The organism is Advenella kashmirensis W13003, from assembly GCF_000506985.1.
GTDB lineage: Bacteria > Pseudomonadota > Gammaproteobacteria > Burkholderiales > Burkholderiaceae_B > Advenella > Advenella kashmirensis_A.
This window is the reverse complement of record NZ_KI650979.1, coordinates 1,517,110-1,539,227: the sequence shown is the minus strand read 5'-3', so window position 1 is coordinate 1,539,227 and position 22,118 is coordinate 1,517,110. Positions and strand designations below refer to the sequence as shown.

At 55.4% G+C, this 22,118-nt stretch carries 20 protein-coding genes; 8 read left to right on the top strand and 12 right to left on the bottom strand.

Going from position 1 to position 22,118, the window contains the following annotated elements; translation table 11 throughout:
* Position 1: 1 nt before the first annotated feature.
* From W822_RS31135 to exaC, 3 genes are all read right to left on the bottom strand, one after another.
* Positions 2-2,338, bottom strand: a complete 2,337-nt coding sequence (locus W822_RS31135) for a xanthine dehydrogenase family protein molybdopterin-binding subunit (RefSeq protein ID WP_051401635.1) — start codon at positions 2,336-2,338, stop codon at positions 2-4.
* Complete coding sequence (locus W822_RS31130; RefSeq protein ID WP_024004501.1) at positions 2,335-2,799, bottom strand: (2Fe-2S)-binding protein; 465 nt, start codon at positions 2,797-2,799, stop codon at positions 2,335-2,337. The genes W822_RS31135 and W822_RS31130 overlap by 4 nt, the downstream gene beginning before the upstream one ends.
* Positions 2,800-3,087: 288 nt before the next feature.
* Entirely contained in the window at positions 3,088-4,611 is a 1,524-nt protein-coding gene (exaC, locus tag W822_RS31125) for an acetaldehyde dehydrogenase ExaC (protein ID WP_024004500.1), read from the bottom strand.
* A gap of 241 nt (positions 4,612-4,852) precedes the next feature.
* Here exaC and W822_RS31120 point away from each other — a divergent pair, with 241 nt between their 5' ends.
* The 3 genes from W822_RS31120 to W822_RS31110 all read left to right on the top strand — a co-directional run bounded on the left by W822_RS31120 (position 4,853) and on the right by W822_RS31110 (position 8,194).
* Positions 4,853-6,856 (top strand): sigma-54-dependent Fis family transcriptional regulator, encoded by a 2,004-nt coding sequence (locus W822_RS31120; protein ID WP_024004499.1) that lies wholly within the window; start codon positions 4,853-4,855, stop codon positions 6,854-6,856.
* A 260-nt stretch (positions 6,857-7,116) separates the two neighbouring features.
* Entirely contained in the window at positions 7,117-7,614 is a 498-nt protein-coding gene (locus tag W822_RS31115; protein ID WP_024004498.1) for a VOC family protein, read from the top strand.
* A 136-nt stretch (positions 7,615-7,750) separates the two neighbouring features.
* Positions 7,751-8,194, top strand: coding sequence for a VOC family protein (locus W822_RS31110; RefSeq protein WP_024004497.1), 444 nt, complete (start codon positions 7,751-7,753; stop codon positions 8,192-8,194).
* 36 nt (positions 8,195-8,230) lie between these two features.
* On the opposite strand, the gene W822_RS31105 is transcribed toward W822_RS31110, so the two are convergent.
* Complete coding sequence (locus W822_RS31105; RefSeq protein WP_024004496.1) at positions 8,231-9,175, bottom strand: LysR family transcriptional regulator; 945 nt, start codon at positions 9,173-9,175, stop codon at positions 8,231-8,233.
* Between the two features lie 67 nt (positions 9,176-9,242).
* Entirely contained in the window at positions 9,243-10,211 is a 969-nt protein-coding gene (locus W822_RS31100) for a Bug family tripartite tricarboxylate transporter substrate binding protein (RefSeq protein ID WP_024004495.1), read from the bottom strand.
* Between the two features lie 269 nt (positions 10,212-10,480).
* On the opposite strand from W822_RS31100, the gene W822_RS31095 reads away from it, so the two are divergent.
* The 5 genes from W822_RS31095 (at position 10,481) to W822_RS31075 (ending at position 15,180) form a co-directional block, all read left to right on the top strand.
* Positions 10,481-11,551 carry a mandelate racemase/muconate lactonizing enzyme family protein gene (locus W822_RS31095; protein WP_172642770.1) on the top strand — a complete coding sequence of 357 codons (1,071 nt, stop codon included), beginning with the start codon at positions 10,481-10,483 and terminating at the stop codon, positions 11,549-11,551.
* Between the two features lie 7 nt (positions 11,552-11,558).
* Positions 11,559-12,371, top strand: coding sequence for an alpha/beta fold hydrolase (locus tag W822_RS31090; protein WP_024004493.1), 813 nt, complete (start codon positions 11,559-11,561; stop codon positions 12,369-12,371).
* 83 nt (positions 12,372-12,454) lie between these two features.
* Positions 12,455-13,189, top strand: a complete 735-nt coding sequence (locus W822_RS31085; protein ID WP_024004492.1) for an SDR family oxidoreductase — start codon at positions 12,455-12,457, stop codon at positions 13,187-13,189.
* A 176-nt stretch (positions 13,190-13,365) separates the two neighbouring features.
* Positions 13,366-14,331, top strand: coding sequence for a Bug family tripartite tricarboxylate transporter substrate binding protein (locus tag W822_RS31080; RefSeq protein ID WP_024004491.1), 966 nt, complete (start codon positions 13,366-13,368; stop codon positions 14,329-14,331).
* A gap of 93 nt (positions 14,332-14,424) precedes the next feature.
* Entirely contained in the window at positions 14,425-15,180 is a 756-nt protein-coding gene (locus W822_RS31075; RefSeq protein WP_024004490.1) for an SDR family NAD(P)-dependent oxidoreductase, read from the top strand.
* A 39-nt stretch (positions 15,181-15,219) separates the two neighbouring features.
* Here the strand turns inward: W822_RS31075 and W822_RS31070 are convergent, their stop codons facing one another.
* From W822_RS31070 to W822_RS31040, 7 genes are read right to left on the bottom strand one after another with little or no spacing between them, the layout of a single operon-like run.
* The gene (locus tag W822_RS31070; protein WP_024004489.1) at positions 15,220-15,990 is read right to left on the bottom strand and encodes an SDR family NAD(P)-dependent oxidoreductase; all 771 of its coding nucleotides are present in this window, start codon (positions 15,988-15,990) and stop codon (positions 15,220-15,222) included.
* Positions 15,987-16,559, bottom strand: a complete 573-nt coding sequence (locus W822_RS31065) for a nuclear transport factor 2 family protein (protein ID WP_024004488.1) — start codon at positions 16,557-16,559, stop codon at positions 15,987-15,989. The genes W822_RS31070 and W822_RS31065 overlap by 4 nt, the downstream gene beginning before the upstream one ends.
* A 51-nt stretch (positions 16,560-16,610) precedes the next feature.
* Complete coding sequence (locus W822_RS46125; protein WP_024004487.1) at positions 16,611-17,594, bottom strand: NAD(P)H-quinone oxidoreductase; 984 nt, start codon at positions 17,592-17,594, stop codon at positions 16,611-16,613.
* A gap of 46 nt (positions 17,595-17,640) precedes the next feature.
* On the bottom strand, positions 17,641-18,612 hold the full coding sequence (locus W822_RS31055) for a Bug family tripartite tricarboxylate transporter substrate binding protein (RefSeq protein ID WP_024004486.1): 972 nt from the start codon (positions 18,610-18,612) through the stop codon (positions 17,641-17,643).
* 32 nt (positions 18,613-18,644) lie between these two features.
* A complete protein-coding gene (locus W822_RS31050; RefSeq protein WP_172642769.1) occupies positions 18,645-20,129 on the bottom strand; it encodes an MmgE/PrpD family protein in 1,485 nt (494 codons plus the stop codon).
* A 2-nt stretch (positions 20,130-20,131) separates the two neighbouring features.
* Positions 20,132-21,094 carry a cupin domain-containing protein gene (locus W822_RS31045; RefSeq protein WP_024004484.1) on the bottom strand — a complete coding sequence of 321 codons (963 nt, stop codon included), beginning with the start codon at positions 21,092-21,094 and terminating at the stop codon, positions 20,132-20,134.
* A 31-nt stretch (positions 21,095-21,125) separates the two neighbouring features.
* A complete protein-coding gene (locus tag W822_RS31040) occupies positions 21,126-22,112 on the bottom strand; it encodes a Bug family tripartite tricarboxylate transporter substrate binding protein (RefSeq protein WP_024004483.1) in 987 nt (328 codons plus the stop codon).
* Positions 22,113-22,118 lie beyond the last annotated feature (6 nt).

Genomic DNA, 22,118 nt, shown 5'->3' with positions numbered 1-22,118 from the left:
CTCAGGTCTTCTGCAACTGATTCCCAATAGGCAAACTGCGAATCCGCTTACCCGTCGCGGCAAAGATGGCGTTGCACAGTGCGGCGGACACAGGCGGTGTGCCCGGTTCCCCCACACCGCCCAGCGGCGCGTCATAATCTTTTGCCGGCACCAGATGCACATGGATTTCCCGTGGCGCGCTCATCATGGATGTAATGCGGTAATCGTGAAAATTGCTTTGTACGGCCGCTCCGTTCTTGAAGCTGATTTCACCCAGTGTCGCCAGACTGATACCCATGACGGTCGCACCTTCGATCTGGGAACGGATCCGCTCCGGATTGACCTGAGGTCCGCAGTCAACCGCCACATCTACGCGTGGAATGGATAACTGACCGCTATCCGAAATCTCGACATGCACAACCGTGGCAACGTATGTGACAAAACTGTAGTGAGCCGCAAGCCCCATACTGCGCCCTTTTTGGGGCGATTTACCCCAGCCGGCCTCCCGCGTTGCAACTTCAATCACATTACGGAGCCGCCCCGTATCGACGGGGTATAGCTCGGGCGACTCATCATGATTCCACGAATCCGACAGCGCGGCCGGGTTGATGCGTCTGGCCGGGCCGATCAGATCCAGCAGAAAATCACGATGATCCTTGTTCAGCTCTGCGGCCATTTCGGACACAAAGGACTGGATCGCAAACGCGCGTGGAATATTCGACACAGAGCGGAACCAGCCGATCCGGGTGTGAGCCTTTGCCGGCGGGTTCTCTACCCTGACGTTGGGGATGGCGAACGGCACGTTGGCCGCCCCCATGCCCAGCTCGCTGGCTGACTGGTGCTGCGTATCGGCAAAGGTGGAACCGATGGACGGCGCGGCACTGCGATGCAGCCAGGTCGTTACCTTGCCCTGCGCATCCACGCCGGCTTCCAGCCGCTCCACAGAGACCGTGTGATAATAGGAATGCTGAATATCATCTTCCCGGGTCCAGGTTACTTTCACCGGCTTGCCGTCCATCGCTTTGGACAAAAGCCCCGCTTCCACCACAAAATCCGGTTTCGATTTACGACCAAAACCGCCACCCAGCAACGTCTGGTTGACCCGTACGTTTTCAGGAGGCAGCTCCAGCCATTTGGTCAGCATGTCATGCGTGGCCTGTGGCGCCTGGACACTGGCCCAGGCTTCACATTTGCCATCGACAATGCGCACGGTGGCAACCGGTGTTTCCATCGGCGCCTGCGCCAGATGAGGAATGTAATATTCGGCCTGGATGCGTTTCGCAGCGCTCTCCAAAGCGGCCATTGTATCGCCGTCATTGCGCACGGCCTTGTCTGCCGGCTTGCTTACCGCCGCTTCAAGCTGCTTGCGATACGCTGCCGAATCATAAGACGCATGCGGGCCGCCTTCCCATTCGATCTTCAGGGCCTTGCGTCCGGCAATGGCCGCCCAGGTATTGGTTGCGATAACCGCGACCCCACCCAGTGGATTGAACACTGCAGGTGGCGGCGAGCCGGGAATAGTAACCACTTTGACAACGCCCGGCACCTTCAACGCAGCCGCATCGTCCACTTTGACAAGCTTGCCGCCGAACACAGGCGGCCTGGCCACAACGGCATACAACATGCCTTCCAATCGGACGTCCTGGCCATACTGGGCCCGTCCGGTCACGATATCCATGCCATCCGCCAGGTGTGTCTCACCCTTGCCGATATAGCGAAATGCATCAGCCGGTTTGAGCTTGAGCGTTTCCCGGTCGGGCACCTCAAGATCCGCTGCTTTTTGCGCCACCTCGCCAAAACCCAGTTTTTTACCGGTAGGCGTATGAACCAGTTCGTGATTCTTTGCTTCCACCTCAGATACCGGCACATTCCACTGGCTGGCTGCGGCAGACACAAGCATTGCCCGTGCCGCTGCCCCCACCCGACGCATGGGCATGAAGAAGTGACGCACACTGCGTGAACCGTCGGTGTCCTGATTGCCAAAACGCGGCTCTTCTGCCCAGGCCTGCTTGACGGTCACCCGCCCCCAGTCCGCCTCCATCTCGTCCGCGACCACCATGGGCAGACTGGTGCGCACACCCTGTCCCATTTCGGCCCGATGACACAGAATCGTAACCGCACCGTCGGCCGCAATCGCAACAAAGACCAGCGGGTTGTCGACATATCCATGAGGCATGGCATCCACGCCGTATTTTTTGGGCCCTTTCTGCTCTTCGCCTTCTGCAAAGGCTCGCAGCGGCAGACCGACTGCCAGCACAAAGCCGCTCAGGGCAAGGCCCTTGAGCATGCTGCGACGACTGATATTGCTGATCTGCGCATCCGTGGCGGCGATAGCGATTGCATGATCTCGCAGTTTCATTTTGCACCTCCGGCCTGAGCCACGTTTTTGATCGCGCCGCGAATTCGCGTATACGTACCGCAACGGCATAAATTACCGCTCATCGCGGCATCAATATCGGCATCGGTCGGCGCGGGGGTTTTCTTGAGCAGCGCAGTAGCGGACATGATCTGTCCCGTTTGGCAGAAGCCGCATTGGGGGACGCCCATCTCTACCCAGGCCTGCTGCACCGCCTTGCCGGTCTCGTCCTCGGCCATGGCTTCAATCGTGACGATTTTCTTGCCGACTGCTCCTGCAATCGGCGTCACACAGGAACGTATGGGTTCCCCATCCAGATGCACCGTACAGGCGCCGCACAGCGACATGCCGCAGCCAAACTTGGTTCCGGTAAATCCCAGGTGATCGCGCAGAGCCCAGAGAATGGGCGTATCGCCAGGCAGATCAACATCGTGTTTTTTGCCGTTAATTTCAAGTGTAATCATTGTAGCCATCCTTGCTGTTCGTTTCCCAAATACAAAAACCCATCATGACGTGTTTTTGCTTCCGATGCGGACCAACCCGCCGCGCATTCGTGCTCAGTATAGCAACCATCTGTTCAATGTATCACAATCATATTAACTACGTTTGTGATATCAAAAAAGCAAAAAAGGCCGACTGCATAATGGCAAAACCGGTACCAGCCTGATGAAAAAGACCGGTACCGGTATGAGCCGAGTATGAGCAAATATAGACAGCCGGATCGCATTGCACGACCCGGCCGGCACTTTCGATCAGAAAAACCCGAGTGCCTTCGGACTGTAACTGACCAGCAGGCATTTGGTCTGTTGATAGTTGGACAGCGCCATCTTGTGCGTTTCACGCCCGATCCCGGACTGCTTGTAGCCCCCGAAAGCCGCATGCGCAGGATACAGGTGATAGCAGTTAGTCCAGACACGACCCGCCTCGATGCCGCGGCCCATGCGATAAGCCCTGGAGCCGTCACGGGTCCAGACGCCCGCACCCAGACCATAGTATGTGTCGTTTGCGATCTCCAACGCTTCATCCTCATCACGGAAGGTCGTCACAGAAGCCACGGGGCCGAAAATTTCTTCCTGGAAGATACGCATATCGTTCTTGCCCTGCAACAGCGTAGGAGAAACGTAATATCCTTCCTCCAGGCTTTGCACGCGGTTGCGTTCGCCGCCGGTCAGGCAAGCGGCGCCTTCATCGCGACCGATATCGATATAGCCCAGAATCTTGTCCAGCTGCGCCTGTGAGGCCTGCGCCCCCACCATGGTGTTCATATCCAGCGGATTGCCCGTCTTCATTTTCTGCACTCGCGCAATGGCTTTTTCGATGAACTGATCGTAAATCGATTCCTCAATCAAAATGCGCGAGGGGCATGTGCACACTTCGCCCTGGTTCAACGCAAACATAGACAGGCCTTCCAGCGCCTTGTCAAAGAAATCATCTGACTGATCCATCACATCGGCAAAGAACACATTGGGACTCTTGCCGCCCAGCTCCACCGTCGAAGGAATCAGATTGTCTGCAGCTGCATGCAGAATGTGTTTACCTGTTGCCGTCGAACCAGTAAACGCGATTTTGGCAATCCGCTTATGCGTAGCCAGTGCATTGCCTGCCTCCTTGCCGTAACCGTTGACTACATTGATCACGCCGGCAGGAAACAAGTCACCGGCAATTTCCATCAACACCAGAATGGAAGCCGGTGTCTGCTCTGCAGGTTTAAGTACAACGCAGCAACCTGCGGCCAGCGCCGGTGCCAGTTTCCAGATCGCCATCAGGATGGGAAAATTCCACGGGATGATCTGGCCGACCACGCCCAGCGGCTCCTGGAAGTGATAGGCGACTGTCGTATGATCAATCTCGGAGATACTGCCTTCCTGCGCCCGGATGCAACCGGCAAAATAGCGCAAATGATCGACGGCCAGCGGCAGATCGGCCGCCATGGTTTCACGCAGCGGCTTGCCATTGTCGATGGTTTCGGCCACGGCAAGCAGTTTCAGGTTCTGCTCGATTCGATCTGCCATTTTCAACAGCAAATTGGACCTGTCGGCTGGCGATGTCTGCGCCCAGACACGTTTCGCAGCATGGGCGGCATCCACCGCGCGATCAATGTCATCTGCATTGGAACGGGCAACTTCGCAAAACACCTGTCCATTCACAGGTGAAATATTCTGGAAATACTCGCCAGACGCGGGCTCAACCCACTTGCCGCCAATATAGTTGCCATACTTGGTCTTGTAGGGATATTCGGTATCGATCCCAAACTGTTTCAAATCGGATAGGTTCATGTTTTATCTCCTGTCTGTTGATTTTGGATAGCGTGCGGGCATGCATGCCTCATGCTATTTCAACCACAGCAAAGTTCATGCCAGGCCCTCCGGCAAAGGGTCACGGCAGGTTTTGGAGTAGAATGGTCCTGACACGTCGCGCATGACACACAAAACAAAGCAACAAGTGTCGCCATTTGCGACAGCACGCAAGCAACGCAAATTACAACCGCCTGTTTTTGCAACACATCAGGAGACGTCGATGTTGCATCACTCGCTGAACTCTACGGGTACAGTACAGCCGAACGCGCTGATCCAGCGCTCCTGGGCTCGCTGTGAAAGGCAGGCCGGCGCGCTCGATAGCGAACCGGTTTTGCTTGATCGCGCCGAGCTGAACACGCGCATGGATCAATACGCCAGCCTGCTGCATACCGCGACCCCGCACATCGCCGCCGCCAGCGGTATCGTCGCACACGCGCAGGGCATTTTGCTGCTATCGGACGCCAGCGGCGTCATCCTGCACTCGACAGGGAATAACGCTTTCCTGCACAAGGCCGATCAGGTTGCCCTGCGACCGGGCGCCAGTTGGGCAGAAGATCATCGCGGCACCAATGCCATCGGCACTGCACTCATCGAAAACGCCTTCATCCGGGTGCATGGCCAGGAACACTATCTGTCCTGCAACCGCATCCTCAGTTGTCATGCCGCGCCGATCCGCTCGCCACGTGGCGACATACTGGGTGTACTGGACATCTCGGGCGATGCCCGCACGCTTCCCGACTATACCGGCGACCTGGTCCGGGCCACGGCGCGCCAGATCGGTGATCAGATACTGGACTTGGCCGACACTCATATCGCACGACTGCAATTTCAGCGCCAGCCCGGCCCTATCAACCCGGCGCTGTGTGGCACTTTACTTGTCGCCGATGAATATATCGTGGGCGCAAGCGAAGTGGCGGCTGATGTGCTGGGTGTACCGCTGACCCAGCTGCTGGATCAGGCGGTCGAAAACTGGCTGCCACAATGGAAACAACTGCAGCCACATCCATCGGCCAGTCATGTCGTTGACGGCACGGTGCTCTATGCCACGCTGCAATTTGAGCGGATCGGTGTACCCAATTCAGACAACGCCGCAGCCGCACAGACTGGCCATGCTGGGTCGATCCAGGCGAAGTCCCCCGCAGACAAAGACCGCACGAAACCCGCCGGCCTGCCCGCGGCCAGCCTGCCAACGCTGGAACCCGCATTGCAGCTTGCGTTGCGCCAGAGTACGCTGGCCATCAATGCCGATCTGGGCATTTTGCTGCTGGGTGAAACAGGCACCGGCAAAGAGGTATTTGCCCGACACCTGCATGCGCACAGCCGCTGGCGCAACGGACCATTTATTGCCATTAACTGCGCCGCGCTGCCCGAAAGCCTGATTGAAGCAGAACTGTTCGGCTACGAGCCGGGCGCCTTTACCGGTGCGCAGCGCAACGGCTCACGCGGACGGCTGCGCGACGCCAACGGCGGGGTATTGTTCCTGGACGAAATCGGCGATATGCCCCTGCCATTGCAGTCACGACTTCTGCGGGTGTTGCAGGAGCGGGTCGTACAGCCACTGGGATCCGATAAGGCCTGGCCGGTTCAGTTCGGCCTGATCAGCGCGACCAACCAGCAGGCAGAAATACTGGCACAGGAAGAAAATTTCCGTCAGGATCTTTACTATCGAATTCAGGACCACTTGGTTCATCTGCCCCCGCTGCGCCAGCGCGCCGACCTGCGCATGTTTATCTGCGCCGAGCTTCGACGCCACGAAAGCTCGCCCAGCCTGATTTTTGACGACGAGACACTGGACATCCTGTGCGCCTGCCCCTGGCCCGGCAACTACAGGCAATTGCGTTCCGTTCTCAAAACGCTGGCCGCCTTTTTGCCGACCGGAAGCATTATCCGCCCCGATGCACTGCCTGTCCATTTGCTCAGGCAAGTGCGCGGCGCGCCATCGGCAGCCCCGGAAACACGGGCGGGCAGCGCTGCTTCCAACTCGATCCCTGCGCCTGAAGCGCTCGCCTGCAACCCAACCGCTGACACTAACATCCTGGCTCCTTTTCAGACCCAATCGGATCAACCCTTGCCCGACGTCAGTCTCAAGGACCTGCAGACCCTGCGGATTAGACAGGCGCTGGTGAAAAACAGGGGCAATGTCAGTAAAACGGCCAGGGAACTGGGATTGCACCGCAGCACGGTCTATCGGCAATTGGCGAGATCCGATTCCTCGGCTCCTTAGGCAATGCCTGCGGAACGGTTTCTTATACCTTAATGCGCGCGTTAAGCGCGCGAGATCGGATACTTAAAGCCCGTCGACTGGATTTCGTTGTCGGCTTTGCCGTATCCTCCCTTGCAAATTGTCGCATACGCCTATTTACCGAAAATACCGTCCCCGGCATACTGAAACCATTCATTATTTCCTGCAACCGGCCCGTTGTGCGGCGCGCAGGTTTGACAATTTCACTTGCAATAAAGCCGCTGCTAAACAAGGAAACACACATGAAAGTCACCTCAAAAATTTCGCCCTGCCTGTGGTTTGATGACCAGGCCGAAGCAGCAGTCCGGTTCTACACCGGCATTTTCCCTGATTCACGTATTACGCAAACAACCCATTATCGCGGTGAAAAAATGACGCAAGTCAGCGGCCGCCCCGACGGCAGCGTGCTGACCGTCGCGTTCGAGCTGGCCGGGGTCCCATTTACGGCTTTAAATGGCGGGCCTATTTTCAAATTCAACGAAGCCATTTCCCTTCAGGTACATTGCGAATCCCAGGACGAGATCGACACATACTGGGCTGCATTGAATGAAGGCGGCGATCCGTCAGCACAGCAATGCGGCTGGCTTAAAGACCGTTATGGCCTGTCATGGCAAATCGCGCCGGCTATCCTGCCGGCACTGTTGACCGATCCTGATCGCGCGCAACGCGTCATGGAAGCATTGCTGCCGATGAAAAAACTGGATATCGCAACGCTGCAGGCCGCAGCTGACAAAACGTAATAAACACAATCAATGGCCAGGAACCGGCAACGGTTCAATTGCAATTGAAATACCCCGCTTTCTTAGATGTCTTTTTAATGACCATTCACCCCTTACCGGTGCCAGGCCCCGGGCCGGCCCACAACAAGGAGATATCATGAGCCAGACCTCTGTCATTCCCTATCTGTTCTTTGGCGGACGCTGTGAAGAAGCGCTGGATTTTTACAAGAACGCTGTGGCAGCGCAAGTCGACATGATAATGCGATTTGGCGACAGCCCGGAAAAACCACCTCCTGGCACCGTACCGCCGGACTTCGATGACAAGATCATGCACACGAGTTTTCGGATCGGCAATAGTGTCATTATGGCGTCCGACGGGTGTGAAAGCGGCGGCACTGCCTTTGCCGGGTTTGCCCTGTCCATCGTTCCGACCGATAAAGAAGACGCCAGTCGAATGTTCAATGCCCTGGCCGACGGCGGCACAGTGACCATGCCGTTGGGCGAGACGTTCTTTTCGCCCTGCTTTGGCATGCTCAAGGACCGATTCGGTATGGAGTGGATGATTGCCATGCAACCGGAAAACCAGGCGTCGCAATCCTGATGTGATTGAACAAGGCTGCGCAAACCGCGCAGCTTATTACTCAACCAACATTGATCGTGACAGATCAAGCAGCCGGGACGAAACAAGGGACACTGCCCGGGAGGGCCCCTTGGTCCTGGAAATAGCCATTGATATCATCCGTTTGATTGGCGGGTTCACAATCCGCGAAGCCTGCAAACGACCGCTGGCAATGTCCTGCGAAACGGCATGAATGGGTAACGTTGTGTGCAGTCCGCATTGCGCGGCAAACTGTTTCATCAGCGTCAGCGAATTGGTCTCCATTGCGGTATCAATAGAAAACCCCATTTCACGCGCCAACGCTTCCATCTTATTGCGCAGTTCGTTGGATGCGACAGGAAGCACGAACGACACGTCCTTTAACTGGGAAAATTCAACATCGGGCCCCGTCGTATGTGGATCACCGCTGGCACCAATCAGATAACTGTCGACCGTCGCCAATTCGAACTCCTGTTCAGGAAGGGTGTCGCCATACCGATATAAGATGCCGATGTCAGCGCGACCGTCAAGGAGCCAGGATTCAATCTGCCCGACATTACCCTCCAGATATCGCAGCCGCACACCGGGGGCGTCGTTGCGAAGGTCGCTGTATAAGCGGCTCACCAGCGCCGCGCCGATAGAGCCGAAGCAGGCCAGGGTGACCGTGCCGGCGGGCGCCTTGATGTACTCTTGCAAGCTCTGATCCAGATGCTCTGCTTCCCGCAGCAAAGCGACCACCCGATCGAAAATCCGGCTTCCGGCCTCGGTAAGCGCTACACCCCGGCCAGTACGGTTAAAAAGGCGTACGCCACACTCTCTTTCGAGGGCATTCAGTTGGCGACTCAAGAGGGACTGGTTGCTGTCCAGAAAGGCGGCGGCGCGCGTGAGGCTGCCAATTTCGGCAATAACGACAAAAAACCGCCACCGATTCAAATCCGCGGACAGAGTAATCTGAAAATCCGTTGCACTATGGTCAGGCTGCATGACGTTGTTATATCCCAAGGCAGGCCAAGCTCTGCCAGTCTAGATCATCCCGTCACCAGCTTAACACTCAATTCAGACTGATATTGCCTTTCTGTGCCACCCGCTTCCACTTGGCAAATTCCGCCATCATCGTCTCGCGGTATTGACCGCCGTTCATGTAAGCGGCGCTACCACCCTGCTCGTACAAAAACGTCTTGACCGCTTCCGAATCTGTCACCTCTTTGACGGCCTGCCCAATCCGGTCAATCGTCTCGCCGGAAACACCAGCCGGCCCGACCAGCCCATACAGCGTTTCCATAATGACACCGGGCAGCCCCGACTCGCCGGTCGTCGGCACATCAGGCAATTGCGGCAACCGTTCCGGCCCCGCAACAGCGAGCACTTTCAAGGTACCCGCACGATGAAACGACAGCACTGGCGCCAAATCGGACACCTCGTACTGGACCTCACCGGCCAGCAATGCTGTGGTGGCCGGCGCAGCTCCCTTATACGGAATATGCATGGTTTCGATAGCCGCTTCCTGCCTGAACAATTCTGCGCCGATATGCGGTGTTGTCCCGTTGCCGGCCGAACTGTAATTGAGTTTACCGGGCGCTTTCAATGCCTGGTCGACCAGTTCCTGCAGTGTTGAAATGCCCGATCGGGTACCCACTGAAATAACCGATGGATACCTGGCAACGGCAGCAATATATTGAATATCAGATAACTCATAAGGCAGTTTTTGCAAGGCCGGCAGGCCCGCCACGGGCCCCGGCGCAACCAGAGCCAGGGTGTAGCCATCAGGCGCCGCACGCAGCACTTCTCCCACGCCGACAGCTCCGCCCGCGCCGGGCCGATTCTGCACCACTACCGGTTGCCCGAGATTTTTCTCCAAATGCTGGGCAATCAGCCTGGCAACCCCGTCAGTGGGCCCACCGGCAGAGTAGGGAACAATCAGTCTCAGGGGCTTGGCCGGCCAGTCAGCGGCGCTTGCCAGTAATGGCACGATTCCCAAGAAAAACGCAACGAACAATAGCCATTGTCTGTGCTTGAACACGCTGTCTCCTTTTTGATTATCTTTTGAGATTTGCAGGCCGTACACGCGCCTTACTAGCACCGCCTGGAAACGAAAGAAAACACTTTATAACTAACCCCGTGTCCGTGCCAGCCCAATTGCGGCAATTCAGAATTGCGTTTTTTGAGGTAGCTGCGGACAAGCACCAACCGTATCATGGCCCAGCGCATGAGAGCTCTTGCATGCCAGCACCTTTTGCCGCAATTGCATTTCAATTGCTATTTTTATCCGAAATACACAGGAATATTGCTTTGAACATTGTCGAAGTCAGACTCACCGAATGTACCCAGCGTCTGCATGACCCCAGCTGGAAATTTGCACGTGCGCAAGTCCCACAGCTCGAAGGGCACGTACTTGAACTGACCGATGACGCGGGGTTCACAGGGCTGGGTTATGCACACGCCATTCCGGCCATTACTACGCACGGCGCCGGCGCACGCAGCGCTCTGGAATGGATCCGGCCTGTGCTGTTACATCGGCAGATCGACAGCATTGCATCTGTCATGGAAGAACTGGAAGTGCTGCTGGCGTTCAATTTCAGCGTCAAGGCCGCGGTGGATATGGCTTTGCATGATCTGCTGGGAAAACGCCTGGGCGTACCGGTATCGACCCTGCTGGGAGGCAGACTGCGCGACGCCATACCGCAGTCCCGTATTCTGGCTATCAAGGCGCCGTCGGAGATGGCGCGCAAGGCAGAAGAGCTGGTCACTGCCGGGTACACACAGCTCAAACTCAAGCTTTCGGGCGATACGGCGCTCGACATTGAAAGAGTGGCCGCAGTGCGCGCCGCCGCCGGACCGGCAACGGTGCTGACTCTGGACCCGAACCAGTCCTACAGCTGCAAGCAGATGATGCAGGCATTCTCAAAAATGGAACGTCACGACATTGCTCTGATCGAACAACCGGTGCCGGCCTCCGATACGGAAGGGCTGGCATTGCTGACGCGCACACTGCCCACTGCGATTGAAGCCGATGAGAGTGCGCAGACAGTGGACGATGTCTTCAAACTGGTCACCGACCGCCAGGCCGATGTGATCAATCTCAAAATCACCAAGCTGGGAGGCATCGGACGTTTCATGCAAGCTGTCCATATCTGCGAAGCCGGCAACGTGATCTGCCGGGTGGGGGCCGCCTTCGGCCCTGCGCTATTGCAGGCAATGGGCGCGCAGGTCGCCAGCGTAATCAAAAACCTGCCATATGGCTGCGAGTTATCAGAGCACCAGCATCTGAACGACGATCCATTCGAGAGCCTGCCGGTCGACAATGGCCTCATTACCGTACCGACCGGCCCTGGCGGCGGCTTGCTCTACTGTAATAAATAAATTACACATGTCTTCTTCCCGCCTGCCGCCCCTGACAGTAAAAGAAGCGATCGCCGATCTGGGCGACACTCGACTATGGTATTGGGATACAGGCGGTTCAGGAGAGATTGTGGTCTTTCTTCATGCCGGCAGCCAGAGCGGCGCCGGCTGGGAGTATCAACAGCCTGCTTTTGTAGCTGCCGGATACCGTGCTATCGGCTACTCGCGCCGGGGATACCTCAACTCCGACTCAGGCAGTATACAGAACCCAGGCGTGGCATCGGAGGATCTGCATAGGCTGCTGCAACACGTGAATGCTGATCGGATCCACCTGGTCGCAGTCGCACATGGTGGCTATTTCGCCCTGGACTACAGCCTGTCCTACCCGGAAAAAGTGATCAGCCTGACATTGGCCTCGTCCATGCTCGGTGTCAGAGACGAAGCATATGACGCGATGCAAAAGCGCCTTCGTCCGGCCTTTTTCAATGACTTGCCGGTTGATTTCAAGGAATTGGGCCCATCCTACCGCGCGGGCAACCCGGAAGGACATGAGCAGTGGAAGAAAATGGCAACAGCTGCCCGACCAGGCGGCAGAGTCATGCAAAAACTGAAGAACCCGCTCAGTTGGCAGAGCGTGGAAAAAATCCATCCCCCGGTCCTGCTCATGACCGGCGATGCTGATTTGTACGTCCCGCCATCGATACTGCGCTTGCAGTTGTCGCACTTTCCCGCGGCCGAATCAGTCGTCATTACCGAAGCAGGCCATTGCGCCAACTGGGAGCAACCCGAGGTGTTCAATAAAGCCGTCCTCGATTTCATCCGCAAGCATTCCGCCCGTTGATGCCGGATCAGGCCGTGCCTTTGCTTGAACGCGCCCGAGGCTGTAATATCAGACCTCATCGGAACACAAATCAGGACGCAAAAATGGGAAAGACGGCATTAATCACCGGCGGCAGCCGTGGCATTGGCGCTGCGACTGCCAAATATCTGGCTGCCAGGGGATATGGCATTTGTATTAATTACCATACCAACGAGCAGGCTGCACAAACGCTGGTCACACAGATCAAGTCGGAATTCCAGGTGCCCTGCATAGCCCTTCGCGCCGATGTATCCGATGAAGCCCAAGTTGTCAGGCTGTTTGCAGACATGGACGAGCAACTGGCACCAGTCACCCACCTGGTTAACAACGTCGGTGTACTGTTCAAACAGATGACCGTCTCCGACATGGATGCCGAACGCATCAACAAAACCCTTGCCACGAACGTCACCAGCTACTTTTTGTGTAGCCGGGAGGCCATCAAACGCATGCAACCGGGATGCGCGATTGTCAATGTGTCCTCGGTCGCCTCGCGAACCGGCTCGCCGGGCGAATATGTAGATTACGCGGCCTCCAAGGGCGCGGTCGATGTATTCACGCGCGGCCTGTCACTGGAGCTGGCCGGCAAAGGCATTCGCGTCAATTGTGTCCGGCCCGGGTTTATCTATACTGATATCCACGCTGATGGTGGAGAGCCCGGACGCGTAGATCGCGTGAGCGGGCAAATCCCCATGCTACGCGGCGGACAACCCGAAGAGGTGGCCTCGGCCATCGCCTGGCTGCTGTCCGACGAAGCCTCGTATGTCACTGGATCGTTTATCGACTTGGCTGGCGGGCGTTAGGCGTCACTCGACCCAGGATCGAACTGTGCGTCCGTGCTAAGCGATATGGCTACATATCCGGAGCGATGGCGTCAATTAGGATTGATACCAATAAAAGGTATGACCTTATGATGTATGATTAGCACATTACGAATTTTGATTTTTCCGTTAATTGCTAAGCAGAACCGGGTCATACGATGATTAAAAGATTAATTCATATTGGATTTTTGTATATAGCCGTTTTAACGACAAACAGCTATGCCGCTTTCCCCGAAAAGCCCATTACGCTTATCGTACCCTATGCATCAGGTGGCATGAGCAGTGTGTTCGGTCCGATTATGGCCGAAGCCGTGCAGCCGCTTTTGGGCCAACGCATGATTGTCGAATACAAGCCAGGCGCGAACGGCGGTCTTGGCGCCGCATATGTCGCCAAATCAAAGCCGGATGGCTACACGCTGTTGATGGGCGTCAACAGCACCATGGCAATTAATCCCAACCTGTACGACAAGGTGTTATACGACCCTATCAAGGATTTCTCTCCGGTGGCAATGCTATACAGGTCTGCAAACATTTTGGTAGTCAAGGCAGATAGCCCCTTCAATTCGGTTCAAGACGTGATTGACTACGCAAAGCAGCACCCGGGAAAACTTAATTTCGGTTCCTCCGGGAAAGGTGCAACACCGCATCTATCGGGCGAAATGTTCAAAAAGCGCGCTGATATTCAGATGACTCATGTACCATACAAAGGAGTCGGCCCCGCGCTGATAGGCCTCATCGGTGGAGAGGTCGATATGGTCTTTAGCGATTTGTCCGCAATGGCGCATATTCAGAACGGTACACTTAAACCTTTAGCGGTAACAAGCGCGCAACGGCTGCAGGCGGCACCAGAAGTCCCGACGATGCAAGAAGCGGGCGTGAAAGATTTCCTTATTTCTACCTGGTATAGCATTGTGGCGCCCGCCGGCACTCCCCCCGGGATAGTGAAAACACTAAATGATGCTTTTTCAAAAGCGGTACAGATGCCGAAGGTCAAAGAGCGCATGGCCGGTGTTGGAATGGAACCGGTGCCCGACACCTCTTCAAAATTTCTCGAAAAGTCCGTGAAATCGGATCTTGACTACTGGAAGCGCTTCCTGCAGGAAGCAAAAATCGAGATGAAATAATTCTTCACGCCATTGACCGAGAAGCAAAGGATGCGTTCCTCACACTTGGGGCAGGGATGCATCTCTACGAAAGTAATAATAGCGGGTATTGATATGACCGATAGATTGAAAAATAAGATTGCATTGGTAACCGGCGCAGGCGGCAAGATCGGGAAAGAGATAGCCCGACAATTCGCTACAGAGGGGGCCTCTGTAGCATGCGTGGATATAAACGAGCAGACAGCAGCGGAAACGGCGAATCTGATCATCCAGGCCGGAGGTCATGCGCGTACCTATGCCGTCGATATTGGAAATCGCCAGAATGTTTTACAGCTCTTCGAAAAAATGGCTGGCGAATTCGGAGGCCTCGATATTCTGGTCAACAACGCCATGTGGATTCGCTATGAACCAATAGAAAAGGTCGAAGAGGACACTGTAGAAAAGATGTTTTCTATCGGCTTGAAATCTATCTTCTGGACAGTACAGGCAGCGCTGCCAAAGCTCGAAGAACGAGGGGGCGGATCCATTATCAACATTTCTTCGATCGCCGCGATTCGCGGTTCGGTTAATCGGCTGTTATATTGCACCATCAAGGGCGGAGTCAACGCAATGACGATGCAATGTGCCGTGGAGTTGGGGCCCCGCAACATACGCGTAAACGCAATTGCACCGGGGGCGGTTCTTCACGAGGCCTCGGCCGCACGATTGGGGCCGGAGCTCATTCAATTGAGACGCGATACAACACCACTTGGCCGGCTTCCCGAAGCCCGTGATATTGCATCAACAGCACTTTTCCTGGCTAGCGACGATAGCCGATTGGTCACGGGCGAACTGATATGCGTAGACGGCGGGCGTCGGATCGTTTCATAACAGTACCAGCGTCTGGCCGACAGCCCTGGATCAGATCAATCATCCCATCCACTCTCCTCCATTTACATCAATCACCGCCCCATTGATGAAGGCCGCAGCGTCGGAGCTCAAGTATTCAACGGCAGAGGCGATTTCGTCTGCGAGTCCGAGACGACCGGCGGGAATCATTTTCCTGGCACTCTCCAGTGTTGCTGTAGCTGACGTTCTGGCAAGCGCTGTATCTATTTGACCCGGCGCGACACAATTGACGGTAACGCCAAACCTCGCATAGTCTCCAGCCAGTTTCCTGGACATCCCAAGCACCGCAGACTTCGAGGCGCTGTAATGCGTTCCGGCACGAGGAGAATACGTGCGGCCTGCTCTGGAGGCGATATTGACCACCCGGCCCCACTTGCCTTCAACCATAGCAGGAATAAGCGCCTGGGCCAAAAGAAAGGGCGCAGTCACGTTGACTTTGAATACCTCTTCCCATTCGCAAAGCGAAATTACATCAAGCGAAGCCACAAAACCGTTTGGCTTGGGGTGTATCCCTGCGTTATTGACAAGGATATCGCAAGTTCCGTACTGACTTTGAATGGACTTTGCCCGATCTGAGAGAATCGAAGAATCAGCAAGATCCAATTCAATCGGCGATGCTGCAATATCCAATGCACGCAGTTGACTGGCCGCCTCGACGACAGAGGCAGATCGGTCGAGCATCAACACGGTCATGCCCGCTTGACCCAGGCGCCTGGCGCACTCGAAGCCAATTCCACTGGCCGCGCCCGTTACCAAAGCTGTTCTTGATTTTCCAGAGGTGCCCTGTGTCATAGTCCTGCCTCAGCCCGTAACCTGAAGAGAGGATCCGATCCGTCCCGGGCTCCCTTCAGCCATCCATCCTGTGGAACAGGCGCATTGTCCGGAATATCAACAATCTGCTTCCAATCCTGCACCAGGTTTCGCTCTGCGATTCTCCACTCGCCGTTGCGACGCTCAAACTTGTCGATATAACGCGAACAAGTGAACAAGTCTGCCCCCCTTCCATCTGACCCGGCCGCGCCGCCGGAAAGCTGGGCCAGGTTCGCTTTCGCATCGGCTGGGTAGCGCTGTACAGTACGGACATACGTCTCAACGATTGCAATGTCCTGGCTCGCAAATTCGATCAGGATATTACTGATTTGATGCATCGAAAATGGAATCTTCGCGTGTCTGTTCCGTATCCAGTCGATCAGTCCGTCAACATTTCCGTTGAAAGGTCCATGACGGTCAATGCCGTCTGGATGAAATACCAAACGGATTCCGTCGAAATCCAGCCGATCAACGGCGCGACACCACCTGTACATGACGTCCTGAATCTGCATTCTGTCAGCCATTCTTTGGAGCGAGTATGAGTTTTCCACTTTGCAATCCTTTTAATAATATCAATATGACATTCAACATAACCGTGCCTGTCATCGCACGCCTAACACCACCTTTCCTATTGCTTTTCCTTGCTCCAGATAGTCATGCGCTTGTTGTGCCTGTTCCAGCGAAAATACCTTATCGATGACCGGCTTGATCGACCCACTTTCCAGCTGCGGCCAGATCGCGTTTTGCAACTCTCGAAGTATTTCCCGTTTTTCACTGATCGAACGATGCCGAAGGGTGGAGCCGGTAATCGTCAGTCTGCGCAACATGATGTCCCGCACGTTAAAATCGACCGTGCCACCCGAATCGCCTGCAACGTACACCAGCCGTGCCTGGTCAGCCATGACATTCACATTTTTTCTGGCATAAGGCGCACCAACCATATCCAGGACAACATCGACGCCTTTACCGTTCGTCAGTTCCATAACGATCGATTCAAAATCGTCCTGACGATAATTGATTGCATGCCTGGCGCCGAGGTCAATGCAGGCGCGGCACTTTCGCTCGCTGCCTGCGCTGGCTAAAACCGTCACCCCCATCCGAGACGCTATCTGAATAGCCGCCACGCCAATGCCGCTTGCGCCCCCATGCAACAACAAGCTCTCGCCGCGCCGTAAACGGGCTTGCAGTATTAATGTCTGCCATACAGTAGAAAACGTCTCAGGCAACCCCGCCGCTTCAATGAACCCGAATCCTTCCGGTATAGGAAGACAATGGGTTGCCTGCGCGAGACAATACTCTGCATATCCTCCCCCCATTAAAAGGGCGCATACGCGGTCTCCCCGTTGCCATTGCGAAACATGACTGCCAACCTCCTCGATCACGCCCGACACTTCCAAACCCAACACTGCCGAGGCTGATTCCGGAAGCGACGGATAATCTCCATATTTCTGTTTGATATCGCCCCTGTTCACACCTGCCGCGTATACGCGAATCAGAACCTCATTCTCCCCTGGTGCAGAAATACTGTGCCTGACGAGACAGAGGGATCCATCCGACGAGACAGTTATGGCATGGCATTTGTTCATGGTTCACCAAAAATAGGCGGTAAAGATCATTGGCCTGCTATCGACATCATTGCTCGCCGAACTCTTTCACAATCTCAGTGAAGTCTTGAAAATAGGCTTCCATTTGCTTTCGTGTTTCTGCAGAGGAGAGAACATAAAGCGGTACATCCCGTTCTTTCATAAAGGCTTTGAACTCTTCGCTCTTTGCTGCCTTAAGAAACGCGGCCTCCAGTGTCTTTACTCGGTCTTCAGAAACCTTGGGTGACATAGCCAAACCGGTGATCCACGGAAACTCGAAATCCACCCCAAGATCCTTGAATGTCGGAACGTCCGCAATGGGCTCAAAGCGCTGTTTGTCCAGCAACGCCAGGGGACGCATCCTGCCATTGCGCACTTCATTCATATAATTGGATGTCACGGTAAATTGCACCTCGCCCGAAAGTAAGGCCATAACCTGCTGCGCCGAACCTTGGTAAGGAATTTTATTAAACACCGCCCCCAACTGTTTGCCCATCACTTGTACCCCAAATCCGCCCGCATCAGACGCTCCGTAGGTTGCATATGTGATCTCCCCCGGATGTGCCTTTGCATCTTCTACAAGATCTTCCAGGGTCTTGTACTTTGAATCTGCTCGAACCAGAAGCGCCTGCGATGGACCTACCAAATTCACAAGATACCGTACATCCTTAAGTGCGTCATACTTCACATTTTTGGAGGTAAGCGGGGCGATCAGGACAGGGCTGGTCGAAATGGACGCCAGCGTGTATCCATCAGGCTTGCTGCCAAGCACCTGTTGCAAGGCAATTGTCCCCATCGCGCCGAGTTTATTTTCGATAATGATGGGCACATCATTTAACGATGCTCTGGCTATTTCGGCCACTTTGCGAGTCGCCAGGTCCACTAATCCGCCTGGTGCTGCACCGACAACGATCTTGATGGGCTGGTTCGGAAAACGCTCATCGGCCTGCGCCTGCGACATGACATTGGCAATACTGCATCCCACCAAGAAGGGCATGAGCATATAACGTGAATAATGCATGAGTCGTTCCTTTTCTGTATGTTGGATCACTGCTAAGCATTCGCGGGGAAAATGGTCCCTCTTTCTGCGGAGGGCGCCAAAGTCTGCAGCAAATGAGTCAAATCTCGTACGTCTTCCAACTGATCAATATTCAGCACGGCATGAATGACTTGGTCGATCATGTCCTCGCATTTGTCCGAAGCAGACGCACCTGCCCGCGTCAGACGGCGGAATTTTGCGGTGATATCGGTTTCATCGAAGTCTGGCGCACCCGCCCAGCTATCTCCAAGCGCGAAGTCGGAGAATGCTTCGAACTGTCTGCCACCGGCATAGATCAGGGCGCTGGAAGGAACGCGCAACACGCCCTCGTCGAGTCCCCAGGTATCGGGATCGTAGCCACGTTCATCGACACTCAGCGTAATGCGCTCGCGCATTGCATTCGCGATATCTCCGGATAGATTGTCTTTGGTAAACCACGCAGGCCCCGCAGGTACGTCCAGCGCCACCATGGCGGCAGCGTGCGCAAAACTGAAGGTGGCCGCCACCAGATTTGGCGGACCGCTTTGCAAAGCAAAACGGGGATAAGGAATCATCGGAAAAGAGCGCAAGTCAACACGCTCAATATCCTCAGGCCGCAAACCATTTTTCCGGACAACATCGGAAAATGCGGTCAAAGCATAGTGGATCCAACGACAACAGGGCCAGAATTTAATGGATGTTTCGGGCAGATACCACTCGCTTCCCATACCACGCAGCATGGCGTCGCGATCAAGGATGACACCCTGAAAAACCTGCGCGTAGCTATCGCTATCAAAAATATCGCTGATGCCTCGCACCCCTTCCCTTGCGTGCCATGCAGCCATCATGCCACCTTGCGCATTCCATCCGGTATCGGCATACTTCATCGTCCCCAGATTTTCATCGCGCCCCCATTGACGCGACCAGTCTCTGCCGACCATATATTGCGCACAATTACCATATGCATCGGCCAGAGCCTCGCGGCTCAAGCCCGCCAGGCGCGCAGTCGCCGTGCATGCGGCGAGCACGCCCTGGCCGGGCCCGACAAGACCGGTCCAGCCTTTCGTACGACCGTTTTCGTCTATCGTGACCCGGGGACTCAGAAAATTTCCCAGCCTGACACCGGTTTCAAACCCCATGGTAAATGCACTCAGTAAAGACTTGCCATCTCTGCCTCCTGACTCGGCCAGGGCCAGCGCCGCCCCCAGACTGGCCTGGGCATGATGTCCCTGAACCTTGTAGCACTCATCCATATCCAGAATATTGCCCAGTCGACCATTGGCCCAGGCGGCGGTTTGCATGGGCACCTTGAGTCGAGTACCGAGCACAGTGGCACTGCCTTCGCCCCCCGACGACTGAGCGATAGCGCATACTGCGCGTCCCTCCTCCGTGGCCAAAGCCCCGATGGCGCATCCGATCGTATCCAGCATCAATAGTTTTGACGCCAGGACCGTCGACGGCGGCAAGTCATCACACGTAATCGATAACGCGAAATCGGCAAGTTGTCCGGTAACGGTCATGCTCATTTCTCCTCCCGGACCCAGTTCAGCGCTTGCAATAATGGCGTATCCGAAACGCGAATTAAAATGGCGTCTTGCATGGCGCGATGTTCCTGAGCGATCCAGCTGGGTACGGCGATCACGTCGCCGCGTGCCCAGGCAAACTGCCGGCCACCAACGGATGAAGTTCCTTCCCCTTCGACGACGACGAATATGTCGCTGGCAGTTTTCCTTGGCTGTTTCCAGACCGTTCCCGCAGCAAGCCCGATGGCGGTGCGATCAAATGTTTCCACCATGCCTTCCCCTAGCCCAAGCATGCGCACGCCAGGCACGGCTTCCGGCTGGGCGAGCAACTGCGGCCGATAGTCTCGAAATGCGAACCGCATCGAGCTGTCCGGGTCAACCTTCTCGGTTTTTTCTACCGCGTCTGGATGATGCTCGAAGAACATGGGACCCAGCAACTGGACAGTGGGTGCATCCAGAATATCGATCCAATAGGCGTCCGTATCGCTGCGGTTATCATGGCCGTGATAGTGCCAATTGGGTGTCAGCAGGACATCCCCGGGTTCCATGGGCACATTGACACCGGAAACGATTGTATAGGCGGGCGAAGTCGACTCCATAATGATGCGCATGGCATTCGGGGTATGGCGGTGGCTGCGAGCCTTTTCTCCGGACTTGACCATCTGGTACGCCGCTACCATGGTGGTCACGGTTGGGTAGTCGTTGCCCTCTATCGGATTGGCGAGGATGAGATTGCGCCGCTCGGCCCATTCCGTCCCCACCAGCCGGCCCGCCGCATGCAGCGCAGCCCGCGCATCAGCATAGCGCCAATGCGCCGGCACGTACCTCTGCCTGGGCTCTGGATAGAGCGATGGCGTCGGCTTGTTCCAGCCGTTTTTTACGTTAATCTGTTCCAGTTTCAAATGAAGTTCATCCAGGTTTTGCGTGGTTTCAAAATCTGGCGTCAGCATGTCTGAATGCATATCTTTTCCTATCGTGTCAATGAACACCGTTCTATTCCGGCTTCACACCAGCCGCCCGGACCATTGCCTCAGTCAGCTTTACATCCTTCTGTATTTCCGCTGCCAGTTCTTCGGGACCGCCGGCCACAAGATCCAATCCGCGTGGCGTCAGATGTTTCTCTGTAAATGCAGGCGCTTTCAGAATATCGGCAACGTCTGTGGAGATCTTGTCGACAATGGGTGCTGGCGTTCCTGCAGGAGCAAACAAGGCATACCAGACGCTGGCTTGAAGCCCGGGGAAACCTTCTTCTGTCGTTGTAGGTACGTCAGGGTAGACCTCAGAACGTTTCTCCCCGGCAACGGCAATGGGCTTAATTTTTCCTGCCTTGATCAAGGCCCCGGCAACGTTGGCGCTACCCAGACCCAGTTGGATTTCGCCGCCCGCCAATGCAGTCAGCGCTGGAACCACCCCTTTGTAGGGCACATGGGTCAGATCAAGTTTTTTCTCGACCTTGAGCAATTCGTACAAGAGATGCGGCTGGCTGCCGTTGCCAAAAGAACCATAGGCAAAAGGGCTTTTTGCTGACGACGCTTTTGTGACCAACTCCTTGAGCGAACTCACGGGCATATTCGCATTGGCCAGCAAAATCTGATCACTGCGCGTCATCAGAGAGACCGGCGCAAAACTCTTTTCCGGATCGTACGGAATATTTTTGAATAAAAATCTGTTTGACGTTATCGTCTGGTTAATTGTGGCAAGAAGCGTATAGCCATCTGCCGGCGCACGTGCAACAACATCCGCACCAATAAGAGAAGCCGCACCTGGTTTGTTTTCCACAACAACACGCTGGCCCCATTTTTTGTCCAATTCCGCAGCGACGGCCCGCACAACGATGTCTACCCCGCCGCCGGGAGGAAAGGGCACAATGACATGTACAGGTTTCGATGGAAAGCCGTCGGCAGACGACGAATTCTGTCCCATCGCCAGGCACGGGGCCATACAGAGCGCCGTGACAATAAGTGTTTTTACTCTGCACATCAAAGT